Annotated in this window: 13 protein-coding genes; 6 read left to right on the plus strand and 7 right to left on the minus strand. The window is 67.5% G+C overall.

Annotation, left to right across the window (positions count from 1 at the left end; translation table 11 throughout):
* Positions 1 to 69: 69 nt before the first annotated feature.
* Positions 70 to 1,287, minus strand: coding sequence for an efflux RND transporter periplasmic adaptor subunit (locus tag OXS31_RS01585; RefSeq protein ID WP_267397470.1), 1,218 nt, complete (start codon positions 1,285 to 1,287; stop codon positions 70 to 72).
* 281 nt (positions 1,288 to 1,568) lie between these two features.
* Between OXS31_RS01585 and OXS31_RS01590 the strand changes: the two genes are divergently transcribed.
* A complete protein-coding gene (locus tag OXS31_RS01590; RefSeq protein WP_267397472.1) occupies positions 1,569 to 1,889 on the plus strand; it encodes a hypothetical protein in 321 nt (106 codons plus the stop codon).
* On the opposite strand, the gene OXS31_RS01595 is transcribed toward OXS31_RS01590, so the two are convergent.
* A complete protein-coding gene (locus OXS31_RS01595) occupies positions 1,886 to 2,806 on the minus strand; it encodes a LysR family transcriptional regulator (protein ID WP_027597405.1) in 921 nt (306 codons plus the stop codon). The genes OXS31_RS01590 and OXS31_RS01595 overlap by 4 nt on opposite strands.
* 149 nt (positions 2,807 to 2,955) lie before the next feature.
* Here OXS31_RS01595 and OXS31_RS01600 point away from each other — a divergent pair, with 149 nt between their 5' ends.
* The gene (locus tag OXS31_RS01600; RefSeq protein ID WP_267397476.1) at positions 2,956 to 3,972 is read left to right on the plus strand and encodes a zinc-dependent alcohol dehydrogenase family protein; all 1,017 of its coding nucleotides are present in this window, start codon (positions 2,956 to 2,958) and stop codon (positions 3,970 to 3,972) included.
* Positions 3,973 to 4,041: 69 nt separating this feature from the next.
* Here the strand turns inward: OXS31_RS01600 and OXS31_RS01605 are convergent, their stop codons facing one another.
* On the minus strand, positions 4,042 to 5,103 hold the full coding sequence (locus OXS31_RS01605; RefSeq protein WP_027600645.1) for an acyltransferase: 1,062 nt from the start codon (positions 5,101 to 5,103) through the stop codon (positions 4,042 to 4,044).
* 303 nt (positions 5,104 to 5,406) lie between these two features.
* The gene (locus OXS31_RS01610) at positions 5,407 to 5,703 is read right to left on the minus strand and encodes a YciI family protein (protein ID WP_007159888.1); all 297 of its coding nucleotides are present in this window, start codon (positions 5,701 to 5,703) and stop codon (positions 5,407 to 5,409) included.
* Positions 5,704 to 5,899: 196 nt separating this feature from the next.
* Between OXS31_RS01610 and OXS31_RS01615 the strand changes: the two genes are divergently transcribed.
* A complete protein-coding gene (locus OXS31_RS01615; protein ID WP_077171116.1) occupies positions 5,900 to 6,856 on the plus strand; it encodes a sulfonate ABC transporter substrate-binding protein in 957 nt (318 codons plus the stop codon).
* 5 nt (positions 6,857 to 6,861) lie between these two features.
* Here the strand turns inward: OXS31_RS01615 and znuB are convergent, their stop codons facing one another.
* From znuB to OXS31_RS01630, 3 genes are read right to left on the minus strand one after another with little or no spacing between them, the layout of a single operon-like run.
* Positions 6,862 to 7,647, minus strand: a complete 786-nt coding sequence (gene znuB, locus OXS31_RS01620; protein WP_017642327.1) for a zinc ABC transporter permease subunit ZnuB — start codon at positions 7,645 to 7,647, stop codon at positions 6,862 to 6,864.
* Entirely contained in the window at positions 7,640 to 8,410 is a 771-nt protein-coding gene (znuC, locus tag OXS31_RS01625; RefSeq protein WP_027597409.1) for a zinc ABC transporter ATP-binding protein ZnuC, read from the minus strand. Before znuC ends, znuB begins: the two co-directional genes overlap by 8 nt.
* Positions 8,407 to 8,892 carry a Fur family transcriptional regulator gene (locus OXS31_RS01630; RefSeq protein ID WP_027597410.1) on the minus strand — a complete coding sequence of 162 codons (486 nt, stop codon included), beginning with the start codon at positions 8,890 to 8,892 and terminating at the stop codon, positions 8,407 to 8,409. Before OXS31_RS01630 ends, znuC begins: the two co-directional genes overlap by 4 nt.
* A 65-nt stretch (positions 8,893 to 8,957) precedes the next feature.
* Here OXS31_RS01630 and znuA point away from each other — a divergent pair, with 65 nt between their 5' ends.
* The 3 genes from znuA to OXS31_RS01645 all read left to right on the plus strand — a co-directional run bounded on the left by znuA (position 8,958) and on the right by OXS31_RS01645 (position 12,519).
* Positions 8,958 to 9,932: a zinc ABC transporter substrate-binding protein ZnuA gene (gene znuA, locus OXS31_RS01635; protein WP_144954442.1), complete on the plus strand. Its 975-nt coding sequence runs from the start codon at positions 8,958 to 8,960 to the stop codon at positions 9,930 to 9,932.
* A 518-nt stretch (positions 9,933 to 10,450) separates the two neighbouring features.
* Positions 10,451 to 11,128: a response regulator transcription factor gene (locus OXS31_RS01640; protein ID WP_007159882.1), complete on the plus strand. Its 678-nt coding sequence runs from the start codon at positions 10,451 to 10,453 to the stop codon at positions 11,126 to 11,128.
* Positions 11,125 to 12,519 (plus strand): ATP-binding protein, encoded by a 1,395-nt coding sequence (locus tag OXS31_RS01645; protein WP_028700289.1) that lies wholly within the window; start codon positions 11,125 to 11,127, stop codon positions 12,517 to 12,519. The genes OXS31_RS01640 and OXS31_RS01645 overlap by 4 nt, the downstream gene beginning before the upstream one ends.
* Positions 12,520 to 12,539 lie beyond the last annotated feature (20 nt).

Genomic DNA, 12,539 nt, shown 5'->3' on the forward strand with positions numbered 1-12,539 from the left:
CCATGACCGCGATAGACGCGATGCCTGGACGGTGAAAGTCTGAAATGGGAAGAAGGTTGAGCCTGGGGTCTAGCGACTACCCACCTTGAGCGGCTGGGTGGGCGCCGGCAGGCTGGCGAGGACCGCGTCGCGCTGGCGCTTGAGGGCGGCCAGGGTGGTGGCATCGGCCATGGGCACCGACTGGGCGTCGACGGTCATGCCCGGACGCACTCGCTGCAGGCCGTTGACCACGATGCGATCGCCGGCTTCCAACCCCTTGCGCACGATGCGCAGACCTTCCAGGCGTGGGCCCAGATCGACGTTGCGATAGGCGGCCTTGTTCTGGCCGTCCACCACCAGCACGAATTTCTTGCCCAGGTCGGTGCCCACGGCGGCGTCCTGGATCAGGGTGCCTTCGTAGGTGCCGCTGCCCACCAGCCGTAGCCGGGCATAGAGTCCCGGGGTGAAGCGGCCGTCGGCATTGTCGAACACGGCGCGACCGTGGATGGTGCCGGTGCGCGGATCGAGCTGGTTGTCCATGAAGTCCATGTGGCCTTCGTGGGAGAAGTCGTCTTCGTTGGACAGCGCCAGGTAGACCGGGCTGGCCGCGCCGCGCTGGCCCTGGCGGGCGAGGGCCTGCTGCTTGAGGAAGACGCGCTCGTCGGCGTCGAAATAGGCATAGACCATGTCGGTGGAGACCAGGGTGGTGAGGCGGGTGTCTCCGGCGTTGACCAGGTTGCCGGCAGTGACCTCGGCACGGCCGACGCGCCCGTCGATGGCGGCGCGGACCTCGGTGAAGCCCAGATTCAGGCGCGCGGCGTCCAGTTGCGCCTGGGCGGCAGCGACGCTGGCCTTGGCTTCCTGGGCGGCGCTGCGGCGGGCCTCGACGATTTCCGCAGAGATGGCGTTGCTGCTGCGCAGGCGTTCGCCACGGGCGGCTTCGTCAGCGGTGCGACTGGCGTTGGCGCGGGCCTGTTGCAGCTCGGCTTCGAGGCGCTTGACCTCGGCCTGGAAGGGGCGCGGATCGATCTGCAGCAGCAGGTCGCCGCGCTTGACCCGGGCACCCTCGTGGAAGAGCACGCGGTCGACATAGCCGGAGACGCGGGGACGCACCACCACGGACTCGGGCGCTTCCAGGCGGCCGGTCACCTCGTCCCATTCCACCACCGGCTGGCGCAGCACCTCGGCGGCGCTCACCTTGGGCGCGGGCGGTGCCGCGCTGGCCTGGGGATGGGAATCGCCGCAGGCGGCAAGGAACAGCGTGGAGGTCAGGGCCAGGGGGCCGAGGGTTTTCGCGAAGAGATCCATGTTCGAGTCCGCCCGAGGTGGAAAGAGGTCAGGGAGGCGAGTCTGCCGCCGGGGAAGGGCGCCGACGAATCGAAGGGCTCGAACTCATTTATCGATGACGGTGATGGTTTTGCTGTAGGTATCGCTGGCGGTGATGGTAATGGGCGCAGAGCGGCTATCTAGAGCCCTTCAGCTCGGCGTCAGCCCTGGGCTAGAGTTGGGGCTGCAGACCCTGTCCTTGCCCAAGCGCGCCGCGGTGGTCGCCAGGCCCCGGTCGAGACCCCCGCTGCAGGAGGATGATGATGTCGCTATCCCGCCACACCCTGGTACTGATCACCGCGCTGCTGGCCAGCGCGGCAACGGTCGCCCAGCCGTTCTTGCCGACGCCTGTGCCCGCCCATTCCGAATACCTGCTCCTGGCCGGCAACGGAGGAGCCGGCGGTGCGGGTGGCGCAGGCGGTAGCGGCGCGCTACCGGGCAAGGGCGGTAGCGGAGGCCAGGGTGGTGCCGCCGGACCTGGCGGCGTTCCCGGCGCCAAGGGTGCGGACGGTGCCGAGGGCGCCGTCATCCCTGAGCGTCGGACGCCTCGCGGCGATCAGGAGCCCGACGCCGACAAGCGCTAAAGACTGTCCGGATCGCCAATGAACATCTGGATGCGCGACCTCAGCCAGCGCTCGCCGGGGTCGTGATCCTGGGCGCCGCTCCAGGCCATGGGCAATTCATGGCTGCCGTCGCGCAGTTCTTCTGGCGGGTCTTCGTACCTCAGGCCACCGGTGCTGGCCAGCAGGCGCGCGGTGTAGTCCGGCACCATCACCAGCAGATCGGTTTCCGCCAACAGCGAACCCAGGCCGTTGAACTGGGGCACCGCCAGCACCACCCGGCGCTGGCGGCCGAGCTTGTCGAGCAATTCGTCGATATAGCCGGTGAGGTCACCGGCATAGGACACCAGGGCATGGGGCCGCGCGCAGTATTCGTCCAGGGTCAGGCGACCGGGCTTGCTGTCGGCGCGCAGCACCTTGAAGCCGAAGCGGCGCACCGGTCGGCGCTTGGCGTTGGCCGGCAGCTCCTCGGTATAGCCCACCGCCACGGTGATCTCGCCGGAGGCCAGCATGCCGGCGGCGGTCAGGTAGTTCATCCGGCGCACCACCAGGGTGGTGCCCGGCGCCTCGATGCGGATGCGCCTGAGCAGCGGTGGCAGCAGGGCGAATTCGACGTCGTCGGAGAGGCCGACGCGGAATACCCGGTCGGCGCTGGCCGGCTCGAAACTCTGGGTCCGGCTCACCGCGCTGGAGATCTGGTCCAGTGCCGGCGACAGCAGGGCGGCGATCTCCTGGGCCCGCGGCGTGGGCTCCATGCTGCGCCCGGTGCGGACGAACAGCGGATCGTCGAACAGGGTGCGCAGCCGTGCCAGGGCCGCGCTGATCGCCGGCTGGCCGAGAAACAGCTTTTCCGCGGCACGGGTGACGCTGCGCTCGAGCATCAGGGTCTCGAACACGATGAGCAGGTTGAGGTCGACGCGACGCAGATCGGTACGGTTCATTCAGGCCCCGGCAGGGAGTGGATCGATACCCCCGATGTCCATTATCGATGGGGATGCATAGAATCCTAAGGGAAGGCTGGTTAGAGTCCTAGTCATAGCAGTCCGCCTCGGCACACGTCCCGGGGTTGGCATCAACGCGAGGTAATGCCATGTCCCGCCTGATCCAGTTCACCGAATTCGGCCCGCCGGAGGTGCTCGCCTGCATCGACCGGCCCACGCCCGTGGCGGGGCCAGGCGAGGTGCTGGTGCGGGTCCAGGCCATTGGCGTGAGCTGGTACGACGTGCTCTGGCGGCAGAATCTGGCCCCCGAGCAGGCCGTGCCGCCGGCCGGTCTCGGCTGCGAGCTGGCCGGGGTGGTCACCGCCCTGGGCGAAGGCGTGGCCGACCTGGCGGTGGGCGATCGCGTGGCCAGCTTCCTGGGTCACGACATCAATCGCTATCCGGCCTATGGTGACGAGCTGGTCTATCCGGCCACCTCCCTGGTGCGCTACCCGGACGTGCTCACCCCGGTGGAAGCCGCGGTGCACTACAACCCGCTGCTCACCGTCTATACCGCGCTGATGCACCAGGCCCGGCTGCAACCGGGCGAATGGGTGCTGATCACCGATGCCAGTCGCTGCTGCGGTCCGGCCTCCATCCAGCTGGCCAAGGCCCTGGGGGCCCGGGTCATCGCCAGCACCCATGACGCCGGCGACCGTGACTACCTGCGCGAACTGGGCGCGGAAAGGGTCATCGCCGCCGAGGAAGAGGATCTGGTCAGCCGCATCGCCAGCATCACCGACGGCGTTGGCGTGCACGTGGCCCTGGATGCCCTGGGCGGTCCGCAACTGGCCCTGCTCGGCGAGGCCATGGCGCCCCGCGGTCGGCTGCTGCTCTACGGCCTCAATGGGGGCAACCAGACCCCGCTGCCGGCCTGCGCGGCCTTCAAGAAGAAATTCAAGCTGTACATCCACTGCGTCCAGGACTTCACCGGCCAGCCGGAGATGGGTCTGGAGGCGGATTGCGCCGCGGTGCGCGAGGCCCTGCAGCACATCGACCAGTTGACCCGCGATCGCCTGCTCAAGGCGCAGATCAAGCAGGTCTTTCCCTTCGAGCAATTCGTCGAGGCCCACCGCTGCATGGAGCAGTGCCCCACCCGGGGTCGGGTCGTGCTCAGCGTCGACTGATCCGCCAGACAATGAAAAAACCCACGCCAAGGCGTGGGTTTTTTATGGCGGGTCGTCCGAGCCGGGCGCCTAGGCGGTGGCTTTCTTCTGCAGCGGCGGCGTAGCCCGATTGACCCGGGTCTTGGCGCCAAAGAAGGCCACGCTGAGGAAGTGCAGCGGACTGATGCGTTCCAGCACCAGCTTGAGCGCCACCGGCAGGAACAGGCCCATGACCATGCTGACGGTAAAGACCACCCAGACGTCGTGAACCTGCAGCTTGTTCAGCACGATGCGGGCACCGGCGGTACCGAAGACGTGGAACAGGTAGATCTCGAAGGAGAAATAACCCAGCCAGGCCAGCGGCTTGAAGTAGAAGCGGCGGGCGATCAGCAGGCTGATGGCGGCCAGGCCCAGGGCGGTGCCGACCACGGCCATGTCGTTCTCGTCGAGATCCACCAGTTCGAACAGATACGCCTGGTCGATGATCACCAGGATCGCCAGGGCCACGGCCATGGTGGTGACGTTGCGCTGGGTGATGAGTTGCGCGCCGAAGCGGTAGAGACCTAAGCCCAGGAGGAAGAAGGGGAACAGCTGCACCGCCTTGTAGAGGCTGAACAGGTCCGGGAAGCTCTCCCAGGCGAAGGACGCCGCCAGGGCCACGGCGAACACCAGGCCGAAGTTGCGCAAGGTCAGCAGCAGGCCGGCCTTCTCCAGCAGGGCGATCACCACGAAGATGCAGAAGATCGACTGCAGGAACCAGAAGTGCGCATAGCTGAAGAAGTAGATGCTGAAGATGTCGGTCAGCTGCGGCTTGTAGTTGGTGTTGGGCACGGCCATCTGCAGGGCGAAGAACAGCGTCGACACCACCAGCAGGGGAATCCCGATGCGTTTGAACTTGCCTTGGTAGAAGCGCGACAGGTCGCTGCCGGTATTCACCGGGCGCAAGGCATAGACGTAGCCGGAGATGGCGGTGAACAGCGGCATCCGGACATAGACGAGAGAGTCGTAGAGATAGCGCAGCACGGAGTCGTCGGGCACCTTCATGCCCAGGGTCGACGAACTGCCGATGACGTGGCCCGCTACCATCAGAAACAGCGCCAGGCCGCGAATCGTCTCGATGCGCAGATCCTTTTCAGGCGTGGTCTTGGTCATGCTGAGTCCTCTGTACTAGCTAAGCGAGACAGCGTTTCCACAGGAGTGGGAAAGGATGTCGGCGCATCAGATCATCTGAGCCCGGTGAGCTTAGGCTAGTTCGTTAGCTTCCTTGCGGTAGCGCCGGGAAAACTCGGGCTTTTCTTGCGCTGCATCACTTTTCTGTGAAGCGATTCCTAGAAGTGTGAACTTGCAACGGCTGCGAACGGCGTTGATTAAGGTGGCATTTTGCCAGGTTTAAGGGATTCTTAAGCCAATTCGCGGTAGGGCGGAGGCGGCCGGTCAGGCCGCCCTGGAGAGCACCTAGACGAACGCCTTGCCGTCCAGAATCGCCTTGCGCCAGCGGGTGATGCGCACCTCGCCCGGCAGTCCGGCGCTGGTGAAGGGATCCCGGGCGATGAAGGCTTCGGCTTCGGCGCGGGTTTCCACATCGACGATGTAGACGCTGCCGCTGGCGGTCTCGCCATCGTCGCTGAGCTTGGCGCCGCAGGCCAGCAGCGCGGCGGCGTTCTCGCGCAGGAAGTCCAGGTGGGCCGGGCGATGCTGCTGGCGCAGGGCCAGGCTGTCCGGCTTGTCGAAGGTCTCGATCAGAAAAGGCATGGCAGGCTCCGATAGGGTCGGCGACCCCGGTGGTCGCCGCTGGCGCAGGGTGGCGCGATCCTGGGGCCAGCGTCAATCGGACCTTGGCTGGCCCTCGCTGCCTGGCCGGGCATAGCCTTAGCAGAGAAACGTATTAAACATTCGGGTCTAGATAGGCCAGGCTGACCTTTCCAAATGGAATATAAGGAAGGTCGCCATGTTTCGCTCCTCTCTTCGACGCTGGCTGGCGCGGGGCGCCGTTCTGTTGCTGGCGCTCGGGATGCTCGCCCCGGTCCAGGCCGCCGACCAGGCGCTGCGCATCGGCTATCAGAAAGGCGGAGGTCTGCTGGCCGTGCTCAAGGCCCAGGGTACCCTGGAGCAGGCCCTGGGCGCCCAGGGCTACCAGGTGAGCTGGCGCGAATTCCAGGCCGGGCCGCAACTGCTGGAGGCGCTCAATGCCGGCAGCATCGACGTCGGCTATACCGGCTCGCCACCGCCGATCTTCGCCCAGGCGGCCGGGATCGACCTGGTCTACCTGGGCGCCGAACCGGCCAGCGAGGCGGTGGAGGCCATCCTGGTGCCAACCGCCTCGCCGATCCGCGACGTCGCCGGCCTCAGGGGCAGGAAGGTGGCGGTGCAGAAGGGATCGAGCGCCAACTTCCTGCTGGTCGCCGCCCTGGAAAAAGCCGGGCTGAGCTTCAAGGACATCCAGCCGGTGTATCTGCCGCCCGCGGACGCCCGCGCCGCCTTCGTCAATGGGTCGGTGGACGCCTGGGTGGTCTGGGACCCCTATCTTGCGGCCATCCAGCAGAGCCAGCCGGTGCGCGTGCTCGCCGACTACAAAGGACTGCTGCACGCCAACAGCTTCTATGAGGGCTCCCGCCGCTTCGCCGACGCCCATCCCGAGGCGATCCGCCTGCTGCTGGCGGAACTGGCCAAGGCTGGTGCCTGGGCCAATACCCACAAGCCGGAGGTGACACGCATCCTGGCCGAGCAGATCGGACTGCCGGAAGCGGTGATCGCCACTTGGCAGGCGCGTACCGGTTATGGTGCGACGGCGCTGACGCCGGCGATCATCGCCACCCAGCAGCAGACCGCCGACATCTTCAAGGCCCAGGGGCTGATCCCCCGGGCGGTGGACGTCAGCCAGGCGGTCTGGCAGGCGCCGCGCTAGAGCGCCTAGGCGCGGCGGGGCAACAGGTAGCCCAGCAGGAACATCCCGGCGGCGGCCACCACCACCGAGGGGCCGGCCGGGGTGTCCTGGTACCAGGACAGCGTCAGCCCCAGGCACACCGCGGCCATGCCTAGCAGGCTTGCGCCACAGGCCATCTGCTCGGGGCTGCGGGCGTGGCGCTGGGCGGTGGCGGCGGGAATGATCAGCAGCGAGGTGATCAGCAGCACCCCGACGATCTTCATGGCCACGGCGATGACGATGGCCACCAGCAGCATCAGCGCCAGGCGGATCCAGGTCACCGGCAGGCCTTCGACCTGGGCCAGTTCCTCGTGCACGGTGATGGCCAGCAGCGGCCGCCACAGGCAGGCCAGGGCGACCAGCACCAGGGCGCTGCCGCCAAGGATCCAGCGCAGATCGCCGGGACCCACCGCCAGCAGATCGCCGAACAGGTAGCTCATCAGGTCGATGCGCACCTCGTGCATGAACGACAGCGCCACCAGCCCCAGCGACAGGGTGCTGTGGGCGAGGATGCCGAGCAGGGTGTCGGCGGCCAGCCCCCGACGACGCTGCAGCACCACCAGCACCACGGCCAGCGCCAGGCAGCCGACGGTGACGGTCAGGGTCGGGCTGACATCCAGCAAGAAGCCCACGGCGACCCCGAGCAGGGCGGCATGGGACAGGGTGTCGCCGAAATAGGCCATGCGCCGCCAGACCACGAAGGAGCCGAGGGGACCGGCGACAAGGGCGAGGGCGAGACCGGCGAGCAGGGCATACAGCAGAAAATCAGCCATGCTTGCAGTGGGCTCCATGGACATGCGGGGTCTTGACCACGCCGCCATGCAGGTCGTGGGCGTGATCGTGGTGGTGGTGATAGACGGCCAGGTTGCGCGCGCTCTGGCCGAACAGCGCCTGATAGGCCGGATCGCCGCTGACCTGCTCGGGATGGCCCGAGCAGCAGATGTGCCGATTCAGGCAGATCACCTGGTCGGTGGCGCCCATCACCAGGTGCAGGTCGTGGGACACCATCAGCACGCCGCAGCCATGGCGTTCGCGCAACTGGCCGATCAGCCGGTACAGCTCGCTCTGGCCGTTGATGTCGACGCCTTGCACGGGTTCGTCGAGCACCAGCAGCTCGGGCTGGCGGAGCAGGGCGCGGGCCAGCAGCACCCGCTGCAACTCGCCGCCGGAAATGCTCTGCAGAGGGCTGTCGATGACGCCTTCGGCGCCCACTTCGCCCAGGGCGGCCAGGGCACTGGCGCGATTCACGCCTGGCACCAGGCGCAGGAAGCGCAGCACCGACAGCGGCAGGGTGGCATCCACCTGCAGCTTCTGCGGCATGTAGCCGATGCGCAGTCGTGGACGACGCCAGACGCTGCCGCGATCGGGTGTGAGCAGGCCGAGCACGCTGCGCACCAGGGTGGTCTTGCCGGCGCCATTGGGGCCGATGAGGGTGACGATGCGGCCGGGATCCAGGGTCAGGCTGACCTGCTCGAGCACCGGCTGCCCGGCAAAGGTCACGCCGACCTCCTGCAGCCGGATCAGCGCCTCGCTCATGCCTGCTTCCGGCAGGCGGCGCACTGACCGACCACTTCCACGGTCTGGCCTTCGACCTGGAAGCCCACGGCGCTGGCGCCGTCGAGGATGGCCTGGTGCACGGCCGGCTGTTCCAGCTCGATGCTCACCTGGCAGCTGCGGCAGATCAGGAACTGGCCCTGGTGGGCCTCGCCGGGATGGTTGCAGCCGACGAAGGCGTTGAGCGAGGCGATGCGGTGCACCAGGCCGTTCTCGACCAGGAAATCCAGCGCCCGGTAGACGGTGGGCGGGGCAGCGCGGCGGCCGTCCTGCTCGCTGAGCACGGCCAGGATGTCGTAGGCGCCGAGCGGCTTGTGGCTTTGCCAGACCAGCTCCAGCACCCGCTTGCGCAGCTCGGTGAGGCGCACGCCGGCGCGGCTGCAGAGGGCGTCGGCCTCGGCCAGCGCGTGGGCGACGCAGCGCGAATGATCGTGGGGCCGAAAGGCCAGGGGGGCGTCGGTCATGAAACAGTACCTTGGGAGCCAGGACGTTATTATATTGCACCTCTCTTAAGAATCGGGATTTTCACGTGCCGCGCCTCCTACCCCTCGTCGCCTCCCTGCTGCTCGCCTGCACCTTGCTGCCCGCCCAGGCCGAGGTGAAGGTGCTCACCAGCATCAAACCCCTGCAACTGATCGCCGCCGCCATCCAGGACGGCGCCGGCCAGCCCGCCGTGCTGCTGCCGCCGGGTGCCTCGCCGCACCACTACGCCCTGCGGCCCTCGGACCTGCGCCAGGTGCGCGAGGCCCGGCTGGTCTACTGGATCGGCCCGGATCTGGAGGCCTTCCTGCCGGCGGTGCTCAAGGAGCGCCAGGGCCCCAGCCTGGCCGTCCAGGAGCTGCCCGGCTTGCACCTGCGCCGCTTCGGTGCCGAGCATGCGGACGCCCATGACGACGATCACGGCGACGAGCACGAGCACGCGCACGGCGAGGAACAGGGCGGCGAGCCCGAATACGCCCACGACCACGATCATCGTCCGGGCAGCCTGGATGCCCATCTCTGGCTGAGTCCGGCCAACGCCCGGGTGATCGCCGCCCGCGTGGCCGCCGACCTGAGCCAGGCCGATCCGGCCAATGCCAGTCGCTACGCCAGCAACCTCAAGGCCTTCGAAAGCGGACTGGCCGCCAAGGACCAGGCCCTGCGCGCCCAGCTGGCGCCGCTGGCCGGCAAGCCCTATTTCGTCTTCCACGAAGCCTTCGACTACTTCGAGGAAGCCTATGGCCTGAGCCATCGCGGCGTCTTCGCCCTGGGCGCCGACGTTCAGCCCGGCGCGCGCCACGTGGCCGCCATGCGCGACGAACTCAAGGCCGCCGGGCCGACCTGCGTCTTCACCGAGCCGCCGCTGCAGCCAAAGATCGCCACTACCCTGAGCAGCGGCCTGCCGGTGACCCTGGTGGAACTCGATCCCCTCGGCGCCCGCATCCCGGCCAACGCCGGCGGCTATGCCCAGCTGCTGCAGAACGTGGCCGACACCCTGGGCGGCTGCCTGGGCAAGCTGCCCTGAGGCCTCGTCCGGCGGCGGATCGGCCGAGGCCACCGTCCGTCGCTCTCGGGCCACTTCGCGGCCGTTCAGCTAGCGTTCAGGACGAGTTCAGGCAGCGTTCAGGGCCATTGGCCTAATCTGCAACTGTCAGATCAGCAACGCCGAGGTCGCCCGGATATGTTCACCCTAGCGCAGCTCCCGCTACGGCAGATCGTCCGGACACTTCGACCCGACCTGGCGATGTTCATCCTTGTAACTCCACTACAGGGTCACCAAGTCAGCTCTGGTCCCCTGTAGCCGTCTCGCGACGGAGCCGTCCCCCAACGGCAGTTTCCGATCCCCATGAAGTGCTCCTTACCTCTCCAACTGGAGAGGTTTTTTTTGCCCGGAACAAAGTCAGTGATCCCAGCCATTCCCTTCCCGCTCTCGCCGCCGGCCGGCTCCAGGCGCCATAATCGGCACCAGGGCGCCGCTGCGCGAAGCACGCGACAGGCGCAGTCGCGGCCAGAGAACGTCTCGTTAGCTGTTCAGGAGTCTGCATGAAGATCCTCGTCGTCGAAGACGAAAACCTGCTGCGCCACCACCTCAAGGTGCGTCTGGGTGAAGCCGGTCATGTCGTCAATGCCGTGGCCGATGCGGAAGAAGCGCTCTACAGCGCCCGCGAATTCCATCACGATCTCGCCATCATCGACCTGGGCCTGCCCGGCATGAGCGGTCTCGATCTGATCCGCCAGCTGCGCAACCAGGGCGCCACCCTGCCGATCCTCATCCTCACCGCCCGCGGCAGCTGGCAGGACAAGGTCGAGGGGCTCGGCGCCGGGGCGGACGACTATGTGGTCAAGCCTTTCCAGTTCGAAGAGCTGGAGGCGCGCCTCAACGTGCTGTTGCGCCGTTCGGCGGGTTTCGTCCAGCCGAGCATCCGCGCCGGTTCGCTCAAGCTCGACCTGGGCCGCCAGCAGGCCTTCAACGAAGAGCAGCCGCTGCAGCTGACCGCCTACGAATACCGCCTGCTGGAATACCTGATGCGCAACCACCAGCAGGTGATCACCAAGGAGCGGCTCATGGAGCAGCTCTACGACGATGACGGCGAGCACGACAGCAACGTCATCGAGGTGCTGGTGGGGCGCCTGCGGCGCAAGCTGGAGGCCAGCTGCCAGATGCAACCCATCGAAACGGTCCGGGGCCGCGGCTACCTGTTCACCGAGCGCTGCCAGTGATCCGTTCCTTTCGTGTGCGGCTGCTGCTCAGCGCGGCCCTGCTGGTCAGCGTCTGCCTGGCGCTGATCGTGCCGGCGATCCGCAACGCCTTCGACCGCACCGTGGAAAACTTCGTTGCCGCGCGGCTGGAGGCCAACGCCAACACCCTGATCGGTGCGGCGCGCGCCATCGACGGCCGCCTGGCGATGCCGGAGATGATCGCCGAAGAGGTCTTCGACCGGCCCGGCTCGCCGATCCTCGGCTATGTCTACGACCAGAACGGCCGCCTGCTGTGGCGCTCGCGCTCGGCGATCAAGGAGCGGCCCAACTACAAGCCGACCTTCGACGGCGGCGGGGTCAAGCTGGTCAAGGCCACCGACGACCAGGGGCAGGGCTTCTTCGTCTTTGATCGCGAGGTGCTGCTGGGCAATCCGCCGGTGGCGGGCTTCAGCGTGGTCACCATGCAGCCGGCCGAGGAATACGAGCGGCTGCGCGCCACCTTCCTGCACCAGGTGATTCTCTGGCTGGTGGGGGTGCTGGGCGCCCTGTTGCTGCTGCTGGCACTGGTCATGCAGTGGAGCCTGCGCCCGCTGCGCCGTCTCAGCCAGCAACTCGATGCGGTGGAGACCGATCAGCGCGAGCTGCTCGACGAAAACAACGTGCCCAGCGAGATCAGCCGGCTGATCCGTTCGCTCAACCGCCTGCTCGACCACGAACGGCTGCAGCGCGAGCGCTATCGCGACACCCTCGGCGATCTCGCCCACAGCCTCAAGACGCCGCTGGCGGTGCTGCAGGGGGTGACCGAGGAATTGCGCCGCCGGCCGCAGCTGGATCAGGAGGTCGGCACCCTGCAGACCCAGATCGAGCGCATGAACCAGCAGGTGATGTACCAGCTGCAGCGGGCCACGCGCCAGGGCGGCGCGGTGCTCAGCCGGCCGCTGGAGCTGGCGCCGCTGCTGGAGTCGCTGTTCAGCACCCTGGACAAGGTCTATGCCGAGAAACGCGTCCAGGCGGAAATGGACCTGCCGCCGAATCTGCGGGTGCAGGCCGAGGAAGCCGCCATGCTGGAGGTGTTCGGCAACCTGCTGGAAAACGCCTATCGGCTCTGCCTGACCCAGGTACGGGTCAGCGCCCGTCGGCACACCGAGCACTGGATCCTCGACATCGAGGACGACGGCCCGGGGATTCCCGCCGAGCGCCGCGAGAGCGTGCTGCGCCGCGGCATGCGCATGGACAGCCGGCACCCCGGGCAGGGCATCGGCCTGGCCGTGGTGCAGGATATCCTCGAAGGCTATCGCAGCAGCCTGACCATCGACGAATCGAGTCTGGGCGGCGCCCGCTTCCGCTTCCGCCTGCCGGCGGCCATTTCCCCGGAGCGGCCTTCCTTGGTGCACAATGGCGCCAGGACGTGACCCATGGGTCATGGCTTGCG

The sequence above is a fragment of the Pseudomonas sp. GM_Psu_1 genome (assembly GCF_026544185.1).
Lineage (GTDB): Bacteria > Pseudomonadota > Gammaproteobacteria > Pseudomonadales > Pseudomonadaceae > Chryseomonas > Chryseomonas oryzihabitans.